Raw genomic sequence first — 26184 nt, forward strand, 5'->3', positions numbered from 1 at the left:
TGGTGATTTAAATAAAAATGACAGACTATAGTAGAGAATGATTCGCATCTTTAATAGTTATGTTTTGAAAAAAGCTGCTTATTTAAACAGCTTTTTTCTTTGTTTTTATATTGATTTAGTTAAAAACTTAAAGTGCAAGTTCCGCTTGCATATACAGACGTGCATAACCTGAGATTTCAATACGATCTTCAGATGCGATAACACATTCTAAAATCCCACCACGTTTAGAAGCTTGTAAAGCAATTAATCTTGTCTGATCTAATTTTTCAGCCCAAAGAGGTACAATCGCAGTGTGGATTGAACCCGTTACAGGGTCTTCATCAATCCCAATTGCTGGCGCAAAATAACGAGATACACAATCAAACTGCCCTTCTCCTCGTGCTGTAATTGCAACATCTGGCTGAGATGCCGTAATCGCTGTACGGACTTGTCCCAATAATTTGAGTTTTTCCAAGTTAGGTCGCTCGTCCAATACATCTTGCACTGTTTCATACTCAACAATATAAGCTTGAGCATTTCGATAAACTGCTTTAAACGGCTTGGTTAATCCATCACGTAACGCTTGTGGATACTCAGAAACTAATTCAGCTTTACGAATCGGAAAGTTCATTTTTATTTTGCCATCTGCATCTTGGCTAACAATAAAAATCCCCAATTCACGTACATGGAATTGAATTGTTTTCGCCGTGGTAAAATCCTTAAAAAGAACAAAAGCACTGGCTAAAGTTGCATGACCGCAAAATGCAACTTCATCCGTTGGAGAGAACCAACGAATCTCATAGTTGCTCTCATCAAGCGTTTTCACAAAAGCTGTTTCTGATAGATTGTTTTCCATGGCAATATTTTGCATCAGCTGCTCATCTAACCATTCATCCATCACAAAAACTGCCGCTGGATTTCCTTTGAATAATTCTTTTGTAAAAGCATCAACTTGATACATTTTCATGTCACAGCACCTTCTCTGATTTTCAGTTATTTTGAACGTTTGGTAGATAAATCATAGATACAGTTTTTTCTAAATTTTCGATACACCTACTTTTTTAAATACTTGGTCTCTCGAATGTTCAAAAAATCCTCTAAAGTCAGACATGACTTGCTATCAGATCAGCTCAAAAGTCCAATGATTTAGCATAAATAAAAATAAGCCATACAGTTATTCACACATAAAAATAGGCAGCTCTTTATGGTGTTATGCAGATTAAATCTGTGAGAAATAAAGTGCCTATTCCAGTGAATGCTATCGTATTTGATGACTTTGAGACGCTCGATATTATGGGGCCTGTTGAACTCTTTGGCTTACTGCAAACTCATTATCAAGTGCAATTCTATAGTCTAAATGGCGGTTTAATTTCCAATAAACATGGGGTCACAATTCAGACTCAAGCTTTTCAGGCAATGGAAATCAATAGCCAAAGTATTTTAGTCGTACCAGGGGGTATCGTCACTTTTGAACTGATTAAAAATCAAGAATTTCTAGATAAGCTAAAAACTTTGGCTTCTCAAAGTGGCTCTGTCCTGAGTATTTGTACGGGCAGCTCTCTGCTTGCTGCGACAGGTATTCTTGATGGAATCAAAGCCACTTCGAATAAAATGGCCTTTGAACTTGTCAAAAAGCTAAATGACAAAGTGTTATGGCAAGCACAAGCGCGTTGGGTAGTTGATGGAAAATTTTATACATCTTCAGGTGTGAGTGCGGGTATGGATATGACTCTTGCATTTATCCACGAGACTCAAGGTGAAAAAGTTGCACAGTTATGTGCAGAAGAAGCTGAATATATTTGGAATAATGATCCAAATGTAGATCCTTTTTCTAAACTAACAACCACTGAAATAGTAGGCTAAAAATTACGACAGGAATTCTTAGCTGAAAATAAAAAAGAGCGGATCATACCGCTCTTTTTTCTTAACTCAATAAAAGTTAATCTTCCATATGCTCAATGATCGCTCGACCAAACTCTGAACAACGTAACAAAGTTGCATTTGGCATTAGACGCTCAAAGTCATAAGTCACAGTACGAGCGGAGATTGCACCAGAGACCCCTGTGATAATCAAATCAGCAGCTTCTACCCAGCCCATATCACGTAACATCATTTCAGCTGACAAAATAATCGACCCCGGATTGACTTTATCCTGTCCTGCATATTTCGGAGCTGTACCGTGAGTTGCTTCGTAAACCGCAATTGCACCACCAATATTGGCACCCGGCGCAATGCCAATTCCCCCAACCTCAGCAGCAAGCGCATCGGAAATATAATCACCATTAAGGTTTAATGTCGCAATCACAGAATAGTCAGCAGGTCGCATCAGAATCTGTTGCAAGAAGGCATCTGCAATCACATCTTTAATAATTATGTCTTTGCCTGTTTTTGGATTCCTAATTTTTACCCAAGGACCACCATCTAATAACTCACCACCAAAACGCTCAAGAGCCAATTCATAGCCCCATTCTTTGAATGCGCCTTCGGTGTATTTCATGATATTGCCTTTGTGAACAAGCGTCACAGAAGGTTTGTCATTATCAATTGCAAACTGAATTGCTTTGCGTACCAACCGCTGAGTACCTTCTTTCGAAACAGGTTTGATTCCAATGCCACAACCCTCTGGGAAACGGATTTTGGTCACACCCATTTCCTCTTGCAGGAATTTAATGACTTTTTTGGCTTCTGGAGAGTCGGCCTTCCATTCAATCCCAGCATAGATATCTTCTGAGTTCTCACGGAAAATTACCATGTCTGTTAGTTCAGGATGCTGTACTGGTGATGGTACACCTTCAAACCAGCGCACAGGACGAACACATACATACAAATCTAATTCTTGGCGTAAAGCGACATTCAATGAACGAATACCACGACCAACAGGTGTGGTTAATGGGCCTTTAATTGATATAATAAACTCACGTAGAGCTTCAAATGTTTCTTCTGGCATGTATGTGCCATAAATTTTATCGGCTTTTTCACCGCAGTAAACTTCCATCCATTCGATCGAACGTTTGCCACCGTAAGCTTTTAAAACTGCAGCATCTACTACTGCTTTCATTGCTGGTGTAATATCCACACCAATACCATCACCTTCAATGAAAGGAATGATTGGATGATTTGGAACATTCAGTGACAGGTCTGCATTCACTGTGATTTTGTCACCATCTGCAGGAACCACGATCTTCTGATAACCCATTTTGCAGGTTCTCCCTCATGTATTTAGCGAATTTATACATGCCTTCTATGGCATACTTTCGTTTTTTATTACATGAAACAGTTTAGTTCAAAACAAAGGTTGTTTGCGATTTATACGGGAAATAACAACATTTTCCCTATAAATAAAAACCGTTACTTTTGTGATGCCGCCTAAAACCCAAGTAGTATATTTATATGAAAATAGTCGTATTTAACAAACCTTTCGACGTATTGTCGCAGTTCCGTGAGGATGAAGCTCATCTCACGCTTGCTCATTTTATTCACGACCCTGATTTACGTCTCGCAGGTCGATTAGATCTTGACTCAGAAGGTCTAATGTTTCTTACTGATCACGGCGGTTTGAATCAATACATCACGAACCCAGTGAATAAGAAATTTAAAACTTATCTCGCTCAAGTTGATGGTGATGTAACTGAAGAAGCACTTGAGCAACTTCGTAAAGGCGTTGAACTTGCTGATGGCATGACTTTACCTGCAAAAGCGATCAAAGTTGATGCACCTGAATGGTTATGGGAGCGTGATCCACCTGTTCGTTACCGTGCAAATATTCCGACGAGTTGGATTGAACTACAAATCTGTGAAGGTCGTAATCGTCAAGTTCGTCGTATGACAGCTGCTGTTGGTTTTCCGACTTTGCGTTTGATTCGTACTAAGATTGGTTCTATTGATTTAGTTCGTATGGGTTTACAACCGGGCGAGCAAACCGAAATCGAACCTTTGCTATATCCTGATTTTAAAGATGTGCCTGAAGATAAGCCTTATCGCTCTCGTTCTTACGTGAAAAAACCAGGTGGTACTGGCGGTAAGCCAATGCATCAGAAAAAGAAAGATGGCGATGCAAAAGGTGGGGAAAAGAAAAAGTCAGGTACAAAGCGTATTTGGCAAATGGATGAAAGCGAGAAACCACGTCGTAAGACCAATGGTACGACGCGTCCAAATACCAAAGCACCACGCGGTCGCACCCGTAATGGTCGTTAGAATTTAGATGTTTTAAAGCCCACGGAAGTGGGCTTTAAAATATACCGAAACAACAGATGATTTAGAATACAAAAGAATAAATATCAAAAATGCATTTTATGAAATAACCCAACATAAGTAAGGGACAACCATAAATTATAAAGTAATCATATTTATATTTATTTAGCTGTCTTTCACGAAGAATTTTACACCAATAAATCAGGACCGAAAGATTTACGCAGAGAGCAAAAACAAGACTGATCACCAATTTACCGACAAGTGTTGATAATGATGGAGAAAAAAACTCCCTATTATTTATAATTTTATATTTATCATTATTAATTAAGTCAAAATATTTAACTCTAACCGACTTCACCTCACCTAAATCATTAACTCGGGCTTCGTAGGCTAAATTTTCGACTTTAAAGCCATACTGATGATCACTCCACTCCCGACATAACTTAATCATAGTTGATCCACAAAAAATATCTCCTAAATAAGCTCCATCATTGTAAAGTTCAAAATAATATACCGTGTTTTTAGCTGGATATTTTTCTACATAAACTCTTATTTTTTCATCTGCCTCAACATAATGTTGTATTTTTTGATAAAGATGATTTTCAATAAAACTAAAAGTAGATTCCGAAACCATAAAATAGGCTAGATGGAGCAAGAAAAAAGCAGCTATCAAAGCATAAAAATGTGCATCAGCCCGAGTTTGTTCCATTTTTTACTTTAAAACCTAAACAATCTAAAAATTTGATCCATATTAATAAAAGACCGATGCTTTAGCATCGGTCTCTTTACATTACCAACAAGCTTGTTAGTTCTGTATTAACACTTAAATTGTTTCAAGCGCAGCATTAAGCGTAGCACTTGGACGCATTACAGCATTTACTTTTGCAGTATCTACTGCATAATAACCACCGATGTCCGCAGCATTACCTTGTACTTGAGCAAGCTCAGCAACAATTTTCTGTTCATTTTCAGCCAATGCTTTTGCAAGAGGCGCAAATTTAGCTTTTAACTCAGCATCTTCGCCTTGAGCAGCCAAAGCTTCAGCCCAGTACATTGCCAAGTAGAAGTGGCTACCACGGTTATCCAACTCACCTGTACGGCGTGATGGAGACTTGTCATTATCAAGAAGTTTACCAGTTGCTTGATCTAATGTTTTAGCAAGCAATTTAGCGCGGTTATTATCTTCTTTAATGCCAAGCTCTTCTAAAGAAACAGCAAGTGCAAGGAATTCACCTAAAGAATCCCAACGCAAATGATTTTCTTCTACAAGCTGTTGTACATGTTTAGGCGCTGAACCACCCGCACCTGTTTCGTACATTCCACCACCAGCCATCAACGGTACGATAGACAACATTTTCGCTGATGTGCCCAACTCCATGATTGGGAACAAATCAGTTAAGTAGTCACGTAAGATGTTACCAGTTACAGAAATCGTATCTAAACCACGAGCTACGCGCTCAAGCGTATAACGCATTGCACGAACTTGCGACATAATTTGGATATCTAAACCATCTGTATCGTGATCTTTCAGATATTCTTCAACTTTCTTGATCAACTCATTTTCGTGTGGACGGTATGGATCTAACCAAAAGATTGCTGGCATACCAGAGTTACGCGCACGCGTTACAGCAAGTTTCACCCAGTCACGGATTGGTGCGTCTTTCACCTGACACATACGCCAGATATCGCCTTCCTCAACGTTTTGAGACATCAACACTTCACCAGTGTCTAAGTCAGTGATGTTTGCAACACCTGCTTCAGAAATTTCAAAAGTCTTGTCGTGTGAACCGTATTCTTCTGCTTTTTGCGCCATCAAACCAACGTTTGGCACTGTTCCCATGGTACGTGGGTCAAAGTTACCATTCCATTTACAGAAGTTGATCATTTCTTGGTAAATACGTGCGAAAGTTGATTCAGGCATAACCGCTTTAGCATCGTACTGCTTACCATCAGCACCCCACATTTTACCGCCCGCACGGATCATTGCTGGCATAGATGCATCGACAATGATGTCATTTGGCGAATGGAAGTTAGTGATGCCTTTTGCTGAATCTACCATTGCTAATGCAGGACGGTGTTCTTGGCAAGCGTGTAAATCTTCGATAATTTCTTCACGGAGTGATGTAGGAAGCGTCTCAATTTTCTCGTAGAGACCAGCCATACCGTTATTGACATTAATACCTAATTCGTCAAATAACTTACCGTGTTTTTCAAAAGCATCTTTGTAGTAAATTTTCACACAGTGACCAAATACGATCGGGTGTGAAACTTTCATCATGGTTGCTTTAACGTGTAATGAGAACAAGATACCAGCTTCACGACAATCTTCGAGTTCTTTCTCATAGAAATCGCAAAGTGCTTTTTTGCTCATAAACATTGAATCAATGATTTCACCGTCTTGAAGCGCAACTTTCGGCTTAAGCACAATGGTTTCACCATTTTTAGTGATGAGTTCCATTTTTACGTTACGTGCGCGATCAAGCGTCATTGATTTTTCACCGTGGTAGAAGTCACCTTCTTCCATGTGTGAAACGTGAGTTTGTGACCATTGCTTCCACTCGCTCATTGAGTGCGGGTGTTTTTTAGCATAATTCTTAACAGCAGTTGGCGCACGGCGATCAGAGTTACCTTCACGTAAAACAGGGTTTACTGCTGAACCAAGACATTTACCGTAACGAGCTTTGATTGCTTTCTCTTCTTCAGTGGTCGGGTTTTCTGGATAGTCAGGGATTGGAAAACCTTTTGATTGAAGCTCTTTGATACATGAAGTCAACTGAGCAACAGAAGCACTGATATTTGGAAGCTTAATGATGTTTGTATCTGGATCTTGCGTGAGACGACCTAGCTCCGCAAGGTTGTTAGTCACTTTCTGCTCGTCGCTTAAATAGTCCGAGAATTCTGCAAGTACACGTGCAGCTACAGAAATGTCACTCTTGACAATCTCGATGCCAGCTGGCTTAGTAAAGGTCTCAATGATCGGCAGTAGAGAATAGGTCGCCAGTAGTGGCGCCTCATCAGTCAGTGTGTAAATGATTTTTGACTTTCCACCAGCCATATATAGCCCCTTGTGTTAGGTTGAGTTTTTGAGGAGCGAGCTTTTGACCCAGTCCTTTAAAACCGGTTTGCTTAAATAAGGTCTGAGAGTATCAGCCCTGATCTTGTCGCAGTCAACGCAATATCCCGTGATAATGACATTTCGCTACGAAATAATAGTATAAAGCTTAAGCTTTACCACTAACGAACCGGTTAGATTAAATAAAACATGAGAGTATCAGCTTTGATTACTTCTCAGTCAATGCAATATATCGTGATAACGACATTTCGCTACGAAATACCACAATATGAATATTCTTTATCCAATTTGTGCATTCATCTTTGGACTTATATTTGTACATAAATATATGTCCAATCTTTTACAAGAAATATCTATTCATAATAGATTGTTTTAATCCAAACGAATATTCGACTCTAGTTTCATATACATTTTGTAAACCTAAATTTTGAACAAATGATTAAAATCATTTTTTTATTTTTAGGATCAGAAACATGATTAAAGCGCTTGTTCCAGTTTCAGCGATTTTTATTTCATCTTTTAGCTTTGCTCAAAATCCGCTAAGCGTGCATGTTCTCAATCTAGAGAATGGTCTTCCCTCTGCTGGCGTAAAAGTGATTTTAGAAAAACAAGAAAAGGATCAATGGAAAGAACTAAGTAAAAGCACCACGAATCAACAAGGTCGAATCACTGCGCTATATCCACAGGACACACCTTTTGAAAAAGGTATTTATAAAGTGACGTTTAAAACAGGTGAATGGTTTCAAAAGAATAAACAGAGTTCATTTTTCCCAGAAGTTCCAGTTATCTTTTCTGTTGATGGAAAACTTGAGCACTACCATATCCCTCTGCTCATTAGTCCTTATGGATATTCAACATATCGTGGAAATTAAATCCAATTGGAAAAGAGGGACTCAAAACTGAATCCCTCTTTTCCAATAAAAATCTTGATCCGAGAATTTAGATCATTGACTAAATCAGCCTTTCAACCAAGCATCCAACTTCACTTGATCATCAATGTTAAATTCAACTGTTGAGAGTAAATTTTCTCCTGCTGAAATTTCAAACTGCAACAATTCATCACGACGGAATGCATAAACTGTAAATGTGCCTTGTTGCTTTGCGTACTTCGCTAAGAGTTTTTCAGATGCCTTTAAACCATCAACGGCAATAATGACATCGTTAGCAGATAAGCCAGCCTGAGCAGCGGCACTCTCGCGACGCACTTGTTGAATCACAACACCTTCCGCCTTATCTGCCACTTTTAAACCAAATGGCAAAGCCTTGTCATTTTTAATGCTGTAACTTAAACCAAACTCAGGAAACAACTGATCGAGTGGTAATTCATCTGTAGTATTGATGAGGTGATTGATTTGTTCAATCCAATTATCCCCCGTCAACTCATTGCATAGCTCAACAATGGTACGATCATTTACTTGCATCCCATTTTGAGTATTTTCATATAAACGACGCATGAGAGAGTCAAGATTCGAACCACGCAAACGCAATCCTAAATCTAAACACAGTGCGACTAAGCTGCCTTTGTTGTAATAACTCGTTCCCGCATTATTTGAGTTCTCATCTTGGCGATAGAATTTAATCCATGCATCAAAACTCGACTCAGAAACTGACTGAATAAAGCGACCAGGATTTTGCAAATAACGATCAATTTGTGCTTTGAGTAAATCTAAATATGACTTCTGAGAAATCACACCGCTACGCAATAAAATTAAATCATCATAGTAAGAGGTGAAACCTTCAAAAATCCAAAGTAAGCTGGTGTAGCCTTCTTTGTGCAAATCATAATTGGCAAAATTTTCAGGACGGATAAATTTAACTAACCATGAATGGAAATACTCATGACTACATAAGCCTAAGAAACGTTGATAATCCTTAGATGGTTCTTCAGCTTCGCCTGCTTTTGGAAGGTCATCGCGTGGCGTAATTAAACTCGTACTATTACAGTGTTCTAATCCACCATAACTATTACCAGTCGCCATAGTCATAAAGGTATAGTCTTTAAATGGCGCAGAACCAAACATGTTAATTTCAGTTTCACAGATTTTCTTGATGTCTGCTTTTAAACGATCCAAATCGGTACTGTGTTTACCAGAAATCACAAACTCATGTGAAATACCATTAGCTACGAAACTAAAACGACTTTGATCAGCAAGTTCAAATGGACTATCAATCAACTGATCATAATTTTCAGCTTTTAAAGTGAAACGACCTTTGACGAGGCTCTTTGAAGTTAGACCTGTTGCAATCTGAAAATGCTTTAGCTCATCAGGTAGGAAAACCTCAACTTCACAAGGTGCTTGTTCTTGATCTTGTAAACCTAAGCAAACACATGCTGGGTTGATATATAAACGAGTTTGATCAACATAAGCACCACGAACAGATAAATCATATGCATAGACATCATATTCAACCGTAATCAATTCATGATCCGTATTGAATAAACGCCAGCGATTCTTTTCTGTCTTTTTAATGCTCAGTATGCGCCCTGCTTCATCAGAAGCCTTCACTGATTCGATATGCTTTGAAAACTCTCGAACCAAATAACTACCCGGTATCCATGTTGGCAACCAAAGTTCTTGGTTAGGATTTGCTAGAAAACGAAGGGTGACATGAACAAGATGTTGGCGATAATCGTCGAACTCAATTTGGTAGTGCAACATAGCTTTAGATCGTAAAAATAAGAACAATTTCTCACAGCTTAGCATTTTTTTACAAAGTCATGCGTAGATGTCGTAATTGTCAGCAAAAGTCGCTAGCTTCCATAGCCAAAAAGTCATAGGATGCTTCTTTCGCATTTCGTGCCATTGGATCGGCAACACAAGGTGTTTACGTGAAATTCATCCTCTCTCTCTTTACGTTGTTTAGCTTGCTATGTGTCAACTTCGCGCATGCAAATTTACTTAATATCGCACCAGAATCAGTTGAAGTACAGGCTTGGTCTATCATTGATGCTCAGTCAGGACAGATCATTTCAGAGCACAATAGTCATGTACAACGTGCCCCTGCTTCACTGACAAAAATGATGGTTGCTTATATCGCTTTAAAAGAAATAGAAGCTGGAAAATTACGTAAAGAAGACGTTATTACGGCAACGCCTGTGGTGAATACCATCATGTGGGATGAGTCCCAGATGTATTTAAAAGCAGGCGAACAAATTTCTGTTGATCAGCTTTTAGCAGGCTTGATTGTCATGTCTGCCAATGATGCGGCAGTAACACTTGCGGAAAAGATTTCAGGTAGTGTTCCTCAGTTTGTTGCTCGAATGAACCAAGAAGCTCAAGCACTTGGTATGAAAGACACTCACTTTAGTAATCCAGCTGGGATCACGATGACTGATCACTACTCTACTGCGGCTGATCTGAGCATGCTTGCAAAAGCAATCGTGAAACAAACACCAGAATATTTATATTATTCAAAAATGCCAAGCTTTAGCTATAACCAACATTTCCATCATGCAACTAACCTTGCATTAAAAATGGATCCAACAGCAGATGGTTTAAAGACAGGTTATACAAAAGCAGCGGGTTATAATTTGGCACTCACTGCTGAACGCCCAACCCTTAATCCTCATGTTGAAAAACGCCGTCTGATTGTTGTGGTTCTAGGTACGCCAAGTGCGGAAAAGCGTGCGGAAGTGGCGCATAAGCTTATGAATCTAGCTTATACCTATACGCGTGACGAAGAAGTTATTCCACAACAAAGATTGATCGCTGAGTTACCCGTAATTAAATCAACGTTAAAAATGTTTAAGGTTGAAACTCAACAACCGACGATTGTAACTACCTCTTTATACGCTCCAACGGCACCCATCGACTTAAATAGCTTTGACTTAACGACACAACGTATTCATTTAGTGGATGCTAACCAGCAAGTAACATCGGTTGAGCCATTACAAACAACAAATACGCATATCAATATTGAGTTGAATGAACAGCATTTAACTGCACCATTGATGCAAGTGATGAACTTGGCAACTGTGTCAATTTATCAAAATAATCAGTTAATTCGCAGCTTTCAGATTGAGAATGATGTGCATATTGAAGAGGCTAATATTTTCCAGAAAATTATGATTTGGTTCTCTAATTTATTCTCATTTTTTTCAACCAATGATTCTAAGGTTGCCAAACTTTACCCTCTAAATCAAGGATAAAAAGTCTACTATTTTTATCAAGATTGACCATACAATCGTGAAAAAAGGATGGCATAATCCAACCATCCTTTCACAAAAATAATTAGGTTAATCATGAGCAAAACCTTACATCATATCGTGATTGTGGGCGGTGGCGCAGGTGGTTTAGAGCTTGCAACACAACTAGGTGAACGTTTTGGTAGACGAAAGAAAGCTAAAATTACCCTAGTCGATCAAAACCTCACACACATATGGAAACCTCTCCTACACGAAATAGCCGCTGGCTCTCTCAATCCTCACGAAGAACAAACCAATTATTTTGCCCACGCTGAAAAGCATCATTTCGAGTTTGTACTCGGCACACTCATTAAGGTCAATAAAGACCAAAAGCAAATTGTGACTTCTCCCCCACAGCTTTCCAAAGAACACACGCCTCAAATTCAAAACCTGACATACGATACCTTAGTGCTTGCCGTCGGCTCGGTATCTAATGATTTTGGAACAGAAGGTGTTCGTGAACATTGTCATTTCTTAGATAGCCGCCAGCAGGCTGATATTTTCCAACAAGATTTATTCCATCTTTACATCGAGGCGCAAAATCAAGCAGATGTACGCGCTTTGAATATTGGAATTGTCGGTGCGGGTGCAACAGGCGTTGAACTTGCTGCTGAGTTAATTGAAACCACCAAGAACTTCTACCGTTATGGCTTGAAGAAAATTGACCCTAAACAAGTCAAAATTACGCTGATCGAAGCATCTGACCGTATTTTGCCAGCATTAAATGAAAAGACTGCTGCGCATAGTGCAAAACAGCTTAAAAAAATGGGCATTGAAATTTTGACTCAACATAAAGTCCAAAAAGTGGATGAATCAAATGTCTATTTTAGCCATGGTGAAGTTATCCATTCAGATATCACAGTATGGGCAGCAGGTGTAAAAGCACCTAAGGTTTTAGAAAGTTTCGAGGATTTCAAACGAGATAAGATTAATCGTTTGATGGTTTACGCGACACTACAAACCTACTCAGACCAAAATGTCTTTGCTTTTGGTGACTGCGCGAATTGCCAGTTAGATGCACGTCAACCACCATTGGGCCCTCGTGCTCAAGTAGCCAGTCAGCAAGCAACGTTTCTAGTGGATGCAATGGCTGCTCGCATAGCAGGCACGCCACAACCTATGTTTAGCTTTAATGATAAAGGTTCATTGGTTTCATTGAGCCGTAATCAAGCTGTAGGAGAATTGCTTGGCGATGTCAGCGTTCAAGGCTTTATTGCAAAAACGATGTACGTCTCACTCTACCGACTGCATCAAGCGAATATTCATGGTTATACCCAAGCAGGTATGTTAACCATGAAAGATTTTCTGACGCGTCGTGTCCGCCCAAAAATTAAACTGTATTGAGTTGAAATCTCAAATTTCGTTCCCATTTATAGTTGAATAGTGTCAAAAAGTGGAAAAGAACCTATTTTTCACTTTATGATGTACACCTAAATTGATTGAATGGATCAAATAACATGACTGCTATTGCAAATAACCACGTGGTTTCATTCCACTACACTTTAACAAACGCTGAGGGTGAAACACTTGATCAATCTCAAGGTGAACCACTTGCATATTTGCACGGCGCGGGCAACATCATTCCTGGTTTAGAAAATGCACTTACAGGCAAAACTGTTGGTGAGAAATTCACTGTAAACGTTCCAGCTGCTGAAGGTTACGGCGAATACAATCCTGACCTAGTTCAAGAAGTTCCAGCTCAAATGTTCCAAGGTGTAGACAACATCCAACCTGGTATGCAATTCCAAGCTCAAACTGATGACGGCGTTCAAATCGTTACAGTTAAAGCGATCGAAGGCGAAAACGTTATCGTTGATGCAAACTTCCCGCTTGCTGGTCAAGACCTTACTTTCGAAGTTGAAATCGTAGAAATCCGTGACGCTTCTCAAGAAGAATTAGATCACGGTCACGTACACGGTGTAGGTGGTCACCACCACTAATTCATTTCTTGAATTAGATTTTAAAAAAGCAAAGCTTCGGCTTTGCTTTTTCTTCACATAGACTTAGATAAAATAATAATTAATCTTTTAAATTAAATTTTAATACAGCCATTCTATGTCAAATGCTTATCAGTTAATTTGGTTTCGCCAAGATTTAAGAATCCATGATCATGCTGCGATATGGCATGCAACTCAAGCTGGTCCTTGCATTGCAATCTGCATTTTGTCACCTGCACAATGGCAACGACATGATGATGCAGCGATTAAAATAGATTTTTATTTACGCCAATTACAAACATTGGAACAACAACTAAACGCACTCAATATTCCGCTGATTATAAAAAACATTGATCTTTGGAAAGACATTCCTGATTACTTCAACGCACTTCTGCAAGAGATTCAGATTGAAAACATCTTTGCCAATATCGAACTCGGAGTCAACGAGTTAAAACGAGATAAGGAAGTACAAGCCTTTTTCAATTCACAAAAAAAAGAGTTTCATCTTTTTCATGATCGTACCTTATTTCCGATTGCCTCGATCCGCAATCAATCAGATGCGCCTTACCAAGTTTTTGGCGCGTTCAAAAAAACCTGCTACCAACGTCTAGAACATGGTTTACCACAATGCTATCCAGCGCCATCTCCACAAAATAAAATCCAGATTGATATTGCTCAATACTCAACAGCGGATATCGAAACATTACGTTCTGTTTACTTGACCCAAATCAAGGATCGCCATTTAACAGAATGGCCTGTTGGAGAATCTTATGCTTTATCGTTATTAGATCAATTTATCAAAGATCATGTCACAGACTATAAAACAGCAAGAGACTTTCCATCTCAATCTGGAACGAGCCAATTATCCGCTTACTTAAATATCGGCATTATTTCTATTCGACAGTGCATCCAAGCTTTATTTAGGCAACAACATGGTGATTTTTTAATTGAGTCTGAAGGTCAACAGACATGGTTAGATGAGTTGTTGTGGCGTGAATTTTATCAACATATCTTATTTGACTTCCCGCAAGTTTCTAAGCATCAGCCATTTAAAGCATCTACTCAAAAAATCACATGGAATGATGATCCGAGTGGACTGGAACGATGGCAACAAGGGCAAACAGGGATTCCAATTGTTGATGCGGGTATGCGTCAACTCTTAGCGACTGGCTGGATGCACAATCGTGTTCGCATGATCTGTGCCATGTTCCTCAGCAAAAATCTACTCATCGACTGGCGCAAAGGTGAACAATGGTTTATGCAACAGTTGATTGATGGAAACTTGGCAGCCAATAATGGTGGCTGGCAATGGTGTGCTTCAACAGGAACAGATGCTGCTCCTTATTTCCGTATTTTCAACCCAATCAGCCAATCACAGAAATTCGATGAAAATGGTGATTATATTCGACATTGGGTACCTGAACTTGCCCATTTAGATGCTAAAACCATCCATGATCCTTATGCAAAAAATACAATAAAACACCTAGATTATCCACGCCCTATGGTTGATCTAAAGACATCAAGAGCAAAAGCGATTGAAGTATTTAAGACTTACTTATAAGTTGCCTCGCATATCATAAATTTAATAGATAAAAAATTTATGTTACTGTTTTATACAATTATTTTAAAAAATAAATAACATAAAACAATCGAATGCATACGGCTAAAATGCTAAATTAATCACAGAATAATTTAATAAAATTAAAACTATTATGCAAAAAAATCCTGCTCCAGCCCTCGTCTTATGGATTATCTCTTCTCAAATTTTTATGGGAATAATCGCATATGAGTGGCTGCCTGCAACTTATCGCGGTAGTTGGATTTTCCTATTGCTCTTATTAATCTCGGGTGCTTTTTTAAATGTCGGTTTAGCACTGATTTTAGGCTTAGTTGCATTCGTAAGTATGGCTGTTTATTTTGCCTTAGATTTAGCCAATCAAACCTATATTGAAAGACAGTTACTCTTACTTTTTGTGATTCCAATGGCACCAATTTTTATGAGTGCCGTACGTCATAATATTCAAAACGCCCTTAAAACTTATCGTGATATTCAAAGTTATGATCGAAACTATCAACATGATATTTTACCGTTAACAGCTTTAAATCATTTTCAGGTTGAATTACGCAAGTTATTGAAACTCACTCAAAAAGATCATTATAAAGTTTTTAGCATACATATCACTAACACTGTTCTTATCCGAGAAATGTTAGGTGAAGATATTTGGAAAGAAACTCAGAATAAGATCATGGAGATTTTATCAAGTGATCAAGACAGTGTCATTTATCATTTCATTAGTGAAGAGCTTAGTGAAATTAGAAGTATTGTCATTCATGAAAATAAATCAGATGATGACCTCTCCCCCCCTCTATTTGTACAACGCTTACAAGAACTAAGCGTGCTTAAGCTTCAAATTGAACAACACAATGAATGCGTTGCTCCTATTAGTGGAGATGCATAAATGTCAGTGATCGTAAACATTTGCGGAATATTAGTGGCAACCGCTAATTTCCCAGATCAAACCTTACAGGATTTTTATCAACAATATTATCATTGTAAAATTGAGCGTCGTTATGATGACTCATTAACGCAAATCCAATCTACTCAGGCAATTCCGCACTTTTTTTCAAAGCCTCCGACATGGTGGCCAGTATTCACTTCCGATCAATTACAGTCTGAAAGTTTTCAAAAGTTAGTTGAACACGGTATTAAGCCTGGTGTTATTTTACCCAATGAATATTTTAGTTTAATTGATTATATAAGAATTAAAAAAGCAGTGAGTGAAGGTGCTATTCCTGTTGCTTACTATCAAATGAAGCAATCAAGATACTTTGCATCTAAAGCGACTTTTTCTACTGCAATTGGTTTACGACCGTTGGTTGCGTTTGTACAAACAGGCTGGGATGAAAACATCATTTCACAACCTGCGGGGAGTTATATCATCCAATCACAAGACGATGATTTAAATATTCCAGCTCGTGCCATCCAACGTAAACAACAATATTTTTATAACGCGACCACAGATGCGACATTAAGTTCAGGTTATCAAGTGATTATCAATCCTCCTGAGAATATGTCTCTAAATAATATTGAATATCCACAGCTTGGAATTTCTTGGAAAATACATAAGACCAAGTTTCAAAGTACACCTCAGGGAGTAAAAACCAGCCCATCGGGTTACTTTTTAATAGTGATGAGTACCGTGGTAATTCCACTCGATTATATCTTTTCTGCCCGTTATCCAAGCTTATTAAGTACATTTGGTAGCTCGATTTCATGGATTTCTTTATTACTCGGATGCACTTTATTGCTGATCCTGATTATGTCAATCATTCGTAGGAGAAGAATAAATGCCCGCAATTGATGTTCTTTTCTTATTTGGTTTTTTGGGTATTTGGATTCCCCAAGCCTTTTGGGCATGGCTCAGTTATCAAGCTTGGAAATACTCAAAAAATGCCGCCCGCGAACTCGAAAATATGCCTGTGCCTGAGCAATGGCCATTTTTAAGTGTCTTGATTCCCGCCTATAACGAAGGCGTTGTTATCGAAGATACTTTACATGCAATTGCACAACAAGATTATCCAGCTCATGCCTATGAAGTCTTACTGATCAATGATGGTTCTAAAGACAATACCTTAGAAATCGCGGAGGGCATGGCAGCAATTTATCCCTGTATTAAAATCGTCAATGTCCCGAAGGGTATGGGAGGAAAAGGTAAATCTCGCACTTTAAATAACGGTTTACCACATGCCAAAGGTGAATTAATCGTTGTTTATGATGCCGACAGCACCCCTGAACCAGATTGCGTCCGTTTACTTGCTCAAACCTTAATTGCTGATAAAAAGTTAGTTGCGGTAAACGGTAAGGTTCGTACACGGAACTGGCGAGATAGTATTTTGACTCGCTTTATTGCAATTGAATTTATTTTCTTTCAGTGGATTTTCCAAGGTGGACGCTGGCAACGTTTTGAGCTCTCAACATTGATGGGAACCAACTATGTGATCTGGCGTGATGCCTTAGAAACCTTAGGTGGTTTCGATGAAAAATCGCTGGTAGATGATACTGAAATGAGCTTTAGGATTTTCTTGGGTCAGCGAAGAATCAAATGGGTGCCTTACGCGGTGGGTTGGCAACAAGACCCTCCTTCACTCAGCGTATTTTTCAAACAACGTTCTCGTTGGACACAAGGTAACTTTTATGTAACCAGTAAATATTTACCTATTGCTTTAAGAAAACCTTTTCCAATTGGGATCGAGATCTTTAATAACATCATGTGCTATGTACTGTTTGTGCCAGCACTAATATGGAGTCATATCACGTTAAGCTTAGGCTTACTCGGTATTGCAGGGATCACACTTGCGGGTCCATTCACCTTACTTTGGGGCTTATCATTTTGCTTATATGTTGCCCAAATGTGGTTCACGCTTTCATTAGAAAGAGCAAAACCACAACTGTATTTCTTCTCAGTTTTATCCTATGTAACCTATTCCCAAATTTTCTTATTCATCGTTTTCAAAGCAGCATACGATATGTTGAAAAATAAAATACAGGGAAACTCATTACAGTGGTACAAAACTGAACGTAGCAAAGAGAGAAAATAAATGAAAAAAAATCCATTACATCATCAAGTATTGAAAGTTCTTTTAACCAGCGCAGCGCTCTCTTTGCCGATTTTATCCAATGCAGAGACATGGAATACTTGGACTTTTGACAATATTGATACCTCAAATAAATACACCATTGAGCCCCACTATTTCTATATCGGAAAAGGTTCAGAATGGCAAAGTATTCGTTTCAGCAGTGAATATGCAACTGAACACTACACATCCCTACTGGTGAAATATGATGACAAACTCATCTATAACACTATGCTCAACGGCACGGGTGAACTGAGTTTTAATATTCCTGCGAGTAAAAGTGGCTTCCATCGCCTTGATTTTATTCTGCAACAATATTCACCATCAACTTCACCTGCAGCGAATCGCACGACATTCTGTAGTGAAGATGTGGATCAAGTTACCTACCTAACCAACTCAAAAATAGATTATTTACGTCATCGCCCAGTTTACAAACTGAAAGACTTACCTGATGCCCTATTCAATCCACAAATTGTGCGTCCAACACCTTTTATCGGTGTTTTAAAATATAACCCCGCCAACTTAACTGAAGCTTCGATGCTTGGTCGCTTAGTGAGTGCATGGACGCCAGTTACTCAAATCAAATGGTACGAACAAAATGCGCCGACGAATCAACCTGCTAATTTCTTTATTGAACTGAAAAAGTCAGCAACACCTTTACCAAATGGCACATTCGCTCAAATTATTCTAAAGGATGATATCCCTACTTTAGAAATTCAATATGACCAACCTGAGAAACTAAAATCGGCAATCAATGGCTTACTCAATACTAATTATTTAGATCAGTTAGATACTTCGGCAACATATCTTCCAAATAAAATTGCTGCACCTAACTGGGCACAGTTGAAAGAAATTAAAACGCTTGCCGATCTGGGGATTAGTGATTTTCGATTAAACCAAGCTGAGAAAAATCTATTCTTAAACTTCCCTGCTGTTTGGCAACCAACCGATATCTTACAAGGTCAAATTGCACTTCGCGTACAAAGTGGTTTACTCGAAGGCTCAAATATCACCACATGGATTGATGGTGGATTAGCAGGCAGTTTAAAAACTGCTGACTTGGCATCTGACCCAGTCAATCGTCAATTCAACTACTTTGCTAAAAATATTTCTAATGACACAACGTTTAGCATGAAGTTGGAAAACTCGGTGATTGTAAACTCACAGTGTTTACCGACGGCAAAAGGTTCATTATGGATTGATACCCAAAAATCAACCGTAAAACTACCACATAAAATGAAAAACGGTGTTGGATCACTCTCAGTAAGCTTTGCAACTCACCCAACCATCGCAATAGATAGCCATCCTGGTAGTTTAGAAATGGCGATTGCAATTAGTCAAACAGCCAAGAAAATGTTGATGACCAATGATCCTGTGCCATTAAACCTAGTGAAGTTTGACAATGCCAAACCAGAAGTCTTAAACGTTCAAGTCAATCCAAATATATATCGACAACAAGTTTTAATGCACCCTGACGTGATATATGCACCAGCAACTGCACGTGGTTTTTTGGTGAGTTCACATGATCAACGTTTTGATGTTATTACAGACTCGTTAGAGGGAGCACAGAACTTTACACGACTTTGGGATAAAATTCAGCATGACATTCCAAATAATGCCAGCAAGATTTTAGTTGCTGAAAATGGCCAAGTTTTTATTTTGCAAAAAATCATCGTTGGTAATCAAAAAGCGCCTTTAGTACAACAATCTTCATTTTTCATCTTGATTGTTACCATCTCTACGATCATTATAATGGTGATTCTATTCTGGTATTGGCGAAAACGTCGCAATGATAACAACAAGGCCGACTAAAAAAAAATCAATTATAATTGGCCTTATTCTCTCAGCGCTAATTGCCTCAGGTTGTATGCACAGTAGCCCTGACATACAACCTCCTCAAATTGAAGGTATGTTTTGGCAACCAGACCTAGCCACAACTGCCCCCAAGGGAAATTGGGACTTATTAGGGGTAAATACTTTTGTTCCACAGTGGTCGATTGTTGAATCAAAATCTTGGTTTGATCTCGATATGGATTTTCCCAAATGGGAAAAGAATATCAGCCTAAAAAAACTGAATCAAAAACCGTGGGCAGAAAATATTATTTTAGGTCTTGCTGGTGAATATGATGAAAAAACAGCACGAGCAAATGTTGTAAATCTGGCAACACACTCAAAAAAAATTATTGAGCAAACTCAATCATACCCGCTTAAAGGATATTACTTCCCCGTAGAAGCAGATCCAACATGGATTTGTGTAGACGATCTAGCTAAAGCGATTAATATTCTAGCCAAGCCAGTCTGGATCAGTATTTATAGCGCTGAGCAAACACCACATCACTTAGATTCTTGGTTAAGAAGTTGGTTACCTGAGCATACTGGTGTGTTCTTTCAGGATGGCGTCGGTGTAGGAACTCGTACTCCTGAACAAGCAAGAAAGACTTTGGAACAGCTTCAACTTGAGTTTGGTAAAGAACATATCATTATTGTATTAGAAGCATTTAGGCCAAGGAAAAATGGACAATTTCGTTCAGCATATCCTTGGGAAATCGCTGAACAATTAAAAGCTTATGAAGGTCAAAAAGTTTATATTTTTGACGGCCCACATTACATGAACCGCTGGACTGTTTATGCTGTTACATTATGGTATAAATTGCGTTATGGTTGATTAACCATCATCTGGTTTATCCAAAAGCAATTTGATCCAAAATTCTTAATGATGCCTTACCATCACCAAAAGGATTTGGTGCATTTGCCATCAGATTATAGTGCTCACGATCAGAAAGTAACTTTTCTGCTTCATTCACAATCTTCCCTTGATCAGTTCCTACCAAAATACCAGCACCAACCTGAACAACCTCAGGACGCTCCGTTGTTTCTCTTAGAATAAGAACTGGTTTATGGAATGATGGGCTCTCCTCTTGCAGACCACCAGAATCCGTCAATATGAATTCAGCACGATCAATTACTGCCAACAAACTTGGATAATCAAGTGGTTTAACCAGATGAACCTGAGCATGATCACTAAATTTTGCGTGCACGATATCATGCACTGCTGGATTCAAATGAACAGGCCATACAAAATGTACATCTTTAAATTGTCGTGCTAGATATTCAACAGCAGCACAAATATTTTGAATACCTTCACCAAAATTCTCACGACGATGTGCTGTAATTAATACAACTCGAGCCTCTTTTGGGAAGTTTAAACCATGCTGTTCAAGATGATTACTTTCGCTCCCTTGTTTATGGATAAGCTCTCGACCTAAATACACTGCATCCACAACAGTATTTCCTGTAACCGTAATACTTTCTTCAGCAATATGTTCTTGCAGCAAATTGAGCTTAGATTGTTCTGTCGGAGCAAAATGCCATTTCGTAACACGGGACACAAGCTGACGATTGCCTTCCTCAGGAAATGGATGATCTAAATCAAATGATCGCAGACCAGCTTCAACATGAGCGACTGGAATTTTCATAGAAAATGCGACAAGACCAGCAGCTAAAACTGTCGTTGTGTCGCCTTGAATGATGACCGCATCACGCTGTTTACCATCATTAAAAATATTTTCGAGCTGACCAAGACCTTGAATGAGGAGCTGATTTAGACTTTGACCAGCATTCATCATTTTTAAACGATGATCAATTTTGATTTGGAAAAAATCAATCGCATCGCGTACTAACTCATCATGTTGCCCAGTAAAAATAACTTCGACTTGAAACCGTTGATCTTGTTGGGCCTGAAGAATCACTGGTGCTAACTTAATTAATTCAGGTCTTGTTCCAAATACGATTGAAATAAGTTTCTTCATTATTTAAAAATCCTTATAAAAAACAAGTTCGGTACGAGTATTGTTATAGCTGTCAGTACCATCCGCCAAAGCATCTTTAAAATAGTTCCCATATAGACGTTCAACACGAATTTTCACAGGTATGTAGTTAAATGGTTGCCATGCCACACCAGCACCATATTCAAATAAGTTATTGTAGTTTTCACCTTTTGAATCGGCTAAGGCATGTAATTTGCCATAGGCCTGTACCGTACCAGCTTCACCTCGATATACATTAAAACCTGAACGTAATCTCAAATCAGCAATCACGCTATAGTCCTCTCTGGAATAACTCGCTATGTTTCCATATAAGTCAGTAAAATAGTCATTCCAAACTGTACGTTGTTCAATGGTTGGATTGGCATACCACTCTTGATAACCTGTTACACCACCGACCACACTTTCACGGAATTTATCGCGATTACGATCAATCAGATCATAACTGCCACCAACTTCTAAATAAGCTCGAACTGGTATTGACGTCCAAGGTTGATAATTTGCACCAACACCAACAGTTACAGCATTCTCATCAATAATCTCTGGTCGAACACCACCTTTAGACTTTGTATCTCGGTTAAGGTTTATAAAACCATAAACTTGTGCACGTCCATTATCTAAGTTTTTCCCATAGCGCATTTTTAATGGAAAAATAAAATCATCGTAACGTGACTCATATGACGGAGCGAAATAGATATCTTTAAATATTGGTTTTACAGCACCACCGCTTAAATTACGTACCGCCTCTTGTGCTTTACTCGCAATTTCTGGGTTATTTGAAGTTGTTAAATCCTTAAAAATCGGTAATGCATCTTTGTCTTTTTTGAGCTGATTTAACAGATAGGCTTGTTGTAATTTAAGTTGATCATCTTGCGGGGCAAGTTTTGAGGCTTGTTGTACGCTCTGAAGTGCTTGATCTTGTTTATTTAGGCGAATTTGTAGATAAGTTAAACTTTTCCAAACCTTTACATCTTGAGGTGTAATTTCGCTCAGTTCTAGCAAAACTTTTTCAGCCTGCTCTGGCTGATTTGGCTCAAGCTTATAGAATTGATCCCAACGATCATAAATCGGGTTGCCAGGCTTATACTCAGCATCTCCCTCTTTTACAAAACCAGCCTCGGCACTGAATGAGGATTGAAAAGGAAACATTAAACTGAAAGCTAATAATGAATATGTTATGGGCTTTTTCTTAGAATAGTTCATTTTATATCTCAACTAAAAGCACTCAGCGCAACTACTATGAATAGTAGATTAAACAAAGAGTTAAAACGGTGAATTATTCACATATTATAACTAAACAGCTGTTCTGATATCGTTAAAATAAGTTATTTTATAAGTAAGTTAAGTTGATGAATCATTGATAAAACCAAAAAATAAAACTTGAAGACATCACTTTGTAGATAACCAACAATATTTTCATACGAGTAAAATTATGTCGCATTCTCACCACTCTGAAATCCATGTTATGCAGCGTTCTGGCTGGCTTCGTGCAGCCGTACTTGGTGCAAATGATGGAATTATCTCTGTAACCAGTTTAATTATGGGGATGGCAGCTAGTGGCGCTAGCTCTCATACACTTTTAGTTACTTGTATTGCAGGCTTGATTTCTGGTGCTACATCTATGGCTGCTGGAGAATATATTTCTGTTAAATCACAAGAAGATATTGAGCAATCTGATCTACGTTCAGAAGCCCATGAACTTGAAAAAAACCCTCATGCCGAGCTAAAAGAATTAACTCAAATTTATATTTCGCGTGGTTTGAGCCCTGAACTCGCCCATGAAGTTGCTGTACAGTTAACAGCTCATGACGCGCTTGGTGCACATGCTCGTGATGAAATCGGTATTCATGAAAATACCGCAGCAAACCCTGTGCAAGCAGCGCTTTCATCAGCAGCATCATTTTCATGTGGCGCAGCGTTGCCTATGTTAGCGATTCTACTCAGTTCACACGAATGGGTAGCTCAGTCAGTATTAATTACAGGTATTATTTCTCTTGCATTTTTAGGTGCTTTATCGAGTTATTTTGCAAAGACCTCAATGCTCAAAGGCAGCTTACGTATTACCTTGTGGGGAATTTTAGCAATGGCATTTTCAGCTTGGGTCGGTTCTTTATTCAACGTTCAGCCCCTTTAGAAAAGTGAGTAAAATCATTACTTAGTAAATTATATTAAAAAATAATAATATATGTATTTTATATATAAGATTTTTCTTAAATTTAGGTGTATGATGACTACTAATCGAAAGTTGAGTTAGCTAGTAAGAATTACTTGAAATCTCAACTTGCTGGTTTGAAGTAACCAATGTAGAGAAGTGTCTTGATACATCGACTTGGGATATTGTTTGCTTTTGCAACAATAGCATTACAGATAGCTGTCTTCTTGCAGCCTCTATTGCCAGAGAAATATCAAATTTCTCCAGCTTGTGAGACTGTAACGCATCTGTCTTCCCAAATGAAACACGAACACACTGCTCACTCAGCACATACATCACATCAAAATCATTTAGAACATAATCACTCAACAAGCGATCATGTACATTTTGATTCGACACATCATTCGCATCAACACGACTTTAACCATCAATGTCCATTCTGTTTCTTTTATGGGCATTTAGTTGCGCCTCCAACACTTGGAGTTAAAGAAGTTTTTGTTCGCTTACAAGTCCGCTTTTTACACTTATATCAAGTTTTTATCGCGTTCTTTTTCTCATTACAGCGTTTATTTCTCATCCCCCAAGGTCGAGCCCCTCCTTTTGCTTTCTCAATGTAATCATTTATTTAACTAAATTATTGAGAAAGTGAGTTTTATATGCTTTATCGAATTTCTTTTGCTGATCAACAGCAAGAGCGAGACAAACACATCGCTAAAAAAATGTCTGTTGAACTAGTTTTACAACGATTCAGTTATCCGTTGGAGGACTCATTATGGACTTAGGTTTAACAGCGTTAGAGTTAGCACGTATCCAATTTGCCTTTACAGTCTCGTTTCATATTATTTTTCCTGCAACGTCAATCGGTCTCGCTTGTTTTCTAGCAGTTCTAGAATGGAAATGGCTACGTAGTCATAATCCAATCTATCAAGACCTCTATAAATATTGGCTCAAGATTTTTGCCGTGACATTTGGTATGGGGGTCGTTTCTGGGGTCGTTATGAGCTATCAGTTTGGGACAAACTGGAGTGAGTTTTCTCGAATTGCAGGAAGTATTACTGGGCCACTGCTGACCTATGAAGTATTGTCCGCCTTTTTCCTTGAAGCAGGATTTTTAGGAATCATGCTATTTGGTTGGGGACGAGTCAGTGAAAAAGCCCATTTCTTTGCAACGTTCATGGTAGCAATTGGCACCTGTATATCCATGTTTTGGATTTTGTCTTCAAACAGTTGGATGCAAACGCCACAAGGCTTCAGCATCGAAAATGGCATCATTGTGCCTCAAGATTGGTTCGCGATTGTCTTTAACCCATCATTTCCGTATCGCTTTGCACATATGGCGGTTGCAGCTTTTCTAGTCTCGGCATTAGTTATCGCAGCAACAGCGGCTTGGCATTTAATTCGCGGTCGTCGAGATGAGTTAGTAAAGAAATCCTTCTCTATGGCGATGTGGATGATCTTATTCGCAGCACCTGCGCAAGTCTTAATTGGCGATCATCACGGTTTGAATACCTTAAAGCATCAACCAGCTAAGTTAGCGGCGATGGAAGGTCACTGGGAAACAAATGTCGATGAACCAATGCCTCTCTATTTGTTTGGTATTCCAGATATGCAAGAAGAAACCACTAAATATGCTGTGGGCATTCCTTATTTAGGTAGCTTGATTCTAACCCATAGTCTCGATGGTGAAGTTAAAGGGTTGAAAGAGTTTGCCCCTGAAGATCGTCCAAATTCAACTTTAGTTTTCTGGAGCTTCCGTATCATGGTTGGTCTAGGAACACTGATGGTTTTACTGGCAGTGGTTGGCTTATGGTTGCGCAAAAAAGAACGAATTTATGAGAACAAATGGTTTCACAAGTTCGCCTTAATCATGGGGCCAACGGGTTATATCGCGTTACTTGCTGGATGGTTTACCACTGAAATTGGCCGCCAACCTTGGGTTGTGTATGGTGTCCTGCGTACAGAGGATGCTTTGTCCAATGTTTCTGCAAATCAAGTCGGTATTACGCTGATTATCTTTGTATTGGTTTATACCGTTGTCTTTGGAACAGGTATCTATTACATCCTTAAACTCATGTACAAAGGCCCCCAATTCATTCATACCCCTGTTGAAGAACAAGGTGGTGTTGGACACTTTAGAACGCCAATGCGCCCACTCAGTGCGGTTGAAGATAGCCTCGAAACCAAAGATCAGACGAAAGGAGAATAAG

22 protein-coding genes are annotated in these 26184 nt (G+C 38.8%); 15 read left to right on the forward strand and 7 right to left on the reverse strand.

All coding sequences use genetic code 11. The annotated features are described in order from the left end of the window. Positions 1-127 precede the first annotated feature (127 nt). A complete protein-coding gene (locus IO68_RS25575) occupies positions 128-946 on the reverse strand; it encodes a PhzF family phenazine biosynthesis protein (protein WP_004878400.1) in 819 nt (272 codons plus the stop codon). Between the two features lie 245 nt (positions 947-1191). On the opposite strand from IO68_RS25575, the gene IO68_RS25580 reads away from it, so the two are divergent. After that, on the forward strand, positions 1192-1842 hold the full coding sequence (locus IO68_RS25580) for a DJ-1/PfpI family protein (protein ID WP_023013391.1): 651 nt from the start codon (positions 1192-1194) through the stop codon (positions 1840-1842). 76 nt (positions 1843-1918) lie between these two features. On the opposite strand, the gene icd is transcribed toward IO68_RS25580, so the two are convergent. Beyond that, positions 1919-3175 (reverse strand): NADP-dependent isocitrate dehydrogenase, encoded by a 1257-nt coding sequence (gene icd, locus IO68_RS25585; RefSeq protein WP_023013392.1) that lies wholly within the window; start codon positions 3173-3175, stop codon positions 1919-1921. 194 nt (positions 3176-3369) lie between these two features. Between icd and IO68_RS25590 the strand changes: the two genes are divergently transcribed. Then, positions 3370-4173 (forward strand): rRNA large subunit pseudouridine synthase E, encoded by an 804-nt coding sequence (locus IO68_RS25590; protein ID WP_007481676.1) that lies wholly within the window; start codon positions 3370-3372, stop codon positions 4171-4173. A 61-nt stretch (positions 4174-4234) separates the two neighbouring features. Here the strand turns inward: IO68_RS25590 and IO68_RS25595 are convergent, their stop codons facing one another. Both IO68_RS25595 and IO68_RS25600 read right to left on the reverse strand, forming a co-directional pair. Next, the gene (locus IO68_RS25595) at positions 4235-4879 is read right to left on the reverse strand and encodes a hypothetical protein (RefSeq protein WP_023013393.1); all 645 of its coding nucleotides are present in this window, start codon (positions 4877-4879) and stop codon (positions 4235-4237) included. Between the two features lie 114 nt (positions 4880-4993). Next, on the reverse strand, positions 4994-7225 hold the full coding sequence (locus IO68_RS25600) for an NADP-dependent isocitrate dehydrogenase (protein ID WP_023013394.1): 2232 nt from the start codon (positions 7223-7225) through the stop codon (positions 4994-4996). Positions 7226-7716: 491 nt separating this feature from the next. Here IO68_RS25600 and uraH point away from each other — a divergent pair, with 491 nt between their 5' ends. Further along, positions 7717-8115 carry a hydroxyisourate hydrolase gene (gene uraH, locus IO68_RS25605; protein ID WP_023013395.1) on the forward strand — a complete coding sequence of 133 codons (399 nt, stop codon included), beginning with the start codon at positions 7717-7719 and terminating at the stop codon, positions 8113-8115. 84 nt (positions 8116-8199) lie between these two features. Here the strand turns inward: uraH and IO68_RS25610 are convergent, their stop codons facing one another. Next, positions 8200-9903 (reverse strand): M61 family metallopeptidase, encoded by a 1704-nt coding sequence (locus tag IO68_RS25610; protein ID WP_023013396.1) that lies wholly within the window; start codon positions 9901-9903, stop codon positions 8200-8202. A 170-nt stretch (positions 9904-10073) separates the two neighbouring features. On the opposite strand from IO68_RS25610, the gene IO68_RS25615 reads away from it, so the two are divergent. From IO68_RS25615 to IO68_RS25655, 9 genes are all read left to right on the forward strand, one after another. Next, a complete protein-coding gene (locus IO68_RS25615; RefSeq protein WP_031234800.1) occupies positions 10074-11393 on the forward strand; it encodes a D-alanyl-D-alanine carboxypeptidase PBP6B in 1320 nt (439 codons plus the stop codon). Between the two features lie 93 nt (positions 11394-11486). Further along, positions 11487-12773 carry an NAD(P)/FAD-dependent oxidoreductase gene (locus IO68_RS25620; RefSeq protein ID WP_023013398.1) on the forward strand — a complete coding sequence of 429 codons (1287 nt, stop codon included), beginning with the start codon at positions 11487-11489 and terminating at the stop codon, positions 12771-12773. A gap of 113 nt (positions 12774-12886) precedes the next feature. Further along, complete coding sequence (locus IO68_RS25625) at positions 12887-13369, forward strand: FKBP-type peptidyl-prolyl cis-trans isomerase (RefSeq protein WP_004878390.1); 483 nt, start codon at positions 12887-12889, stop codon at positions 13367-13369. Between the two features lie 115 nt (positions 13370-13484). Beyond that, a complete protein-coding gene (locus IO68_RS25630) occupies positions 13485-14927 on the forward strand; it encodes a cryptochrome/photolyase family protein (RefSeq protein WP_023013399.1) in 1443 nt (480 codons plus the stop codon). A 151-nt stretch (positions 14928-15078) separates the two neighbouring features. Beyond that, the gene (locus IO68_RS25635) at positions 15079-15825 is read left to right on the forward strand and encodes a hypothetical protein (protein WP_023013400.1); all 747 of its coding nucleotides are present in this window, start codon (positions 15079-15081) and stop codon (positions 15823-15825) included. Continuing rightward, on the forward strand, positions 15826-16728 hold the full coding sequence (locus tag IO68_RS25640; protein WP_023013401.1) for a hypothetical protein: 903 nt from the start codon (positions 15826-15828) through the stop codon (positions 16726-16728). Continuing rightward, positions 16715-17965 carry a glycosyltransferase family 2 protein gene (locus IO68_RS25645; protein ID WP_023013402.1) on the forward strand — a complete coding sequence of 417 codons (1251 nt, stop codon included), beginning with the start codon at positions 16715-16717 and terminating at the stop codon, positions 17963-17965. Before IO68_RS25640 ends, IO68_RS25645 begins: the two co-directional genes overlap by 14 nt. Then, on the forward strand, positions 17966-19813 hold the full coding sequence (locus IO68_RS25650; protein ID WP_023013403.1) for a hypothetical protein: 1848 nt from the start codon (positions 17966-17968) through the stop codon (positions 19811-19813). A gap of 55 nt (positions 19814-19868) precedes the next feature. Then, a complete protein-coding gene (locus tag IO68_RS25655) occupies positions 19869-20666 on the forward strand; it encodes a hypothetical protein (RefSeq protein ID WP_023013404.1) in 798 nt (265 codons plus the stop codon). 16 nt (positions 20667-20682) lie between these two features. On the opposite strand, the gene wecB is transcribed toward IO68_RS25655, so the two are convergent. After that, on the reverse strand, positions 20683-21810 hold the full coding sequence (gene wecB, locus IO68_RS25660; protein ID WP_023013405.1) for a non-hydrolyzing UDP-N-acetylglucosamine 2-epimerase: 1128 nt from the start codon (positions 21808-21810) through the stop codon (positions 20683-20685). A gap of 3 nt (positions 21811-21813) precedes the next feature. Further along, entirely contained in the window at positions 21814-23028 is a 1215-nt protein-coding gene (locus IO68_RS25665; protein WP_023013406.1) for a tetratricopeptide repeat protein, read from the reverse strand. Positions 23029-23257: 229 nt separating this feature from the next. Here IO68_RS25665 and IO68_RS25670 point away from each other — a divergent pair, with 229 nt between their 5' ends. The 3 genes from IO68_RS25670 to IO68_RS25680 all read left to right on the forward strand — a co-directional run bounded on the left by IO68_RS25670 (position 23258) and on the right by IO68_RS25680 (position 26183). Continuing rightward, positions 23258-23959 (forward strand): VIT family protein, encoded by a 702-nt coding sequence (locus tag IO68_RS25670; RefSeq protein ID WP_031234802.1) that lies wholly within the window; start codon positions 23258-23260, stop codon positions 23957-23959. Between the two features lie 182 nt (positions 23960-24141). Continuing rightward, a complete protein-coding gene (locus tag IO68_RS25675) occupies positions 24142-24594 on the forward strand; it encodes a DUF2946 domain-containing protein (protein ID WP_026094042.1) in 453 nt (150 codons plus the stop codon). Positions 24595-24749: 155 nt separating this feature from the next. Continuing rightward, positions 24750-26183 carry a cytochrome ubiquinol oxidase subunit I gene (locus IO68_RS25680; protein WP_023013409.1) on the forward strand — a complete coding sequence of 478 codons (1434 nt, stop codon included), beginning with the start codon at positions 24750-24752 and terminating at the stop codon, positions 26181-26183. Position 26184 lies beyond the last annotated feature (1 nt).

The sequence above is a fragment of the Acinetobacter sp. COS3 genome, assembly GCF_000475335.1.
In the GTDB taxonomy this organism is placed as follows: Bacteria; Pseudomonadota; Gammaproteobacteria; order Pseudomonadales; family Moraxellaceae; genus Acinetobacter; species Acinetobacter venetianus.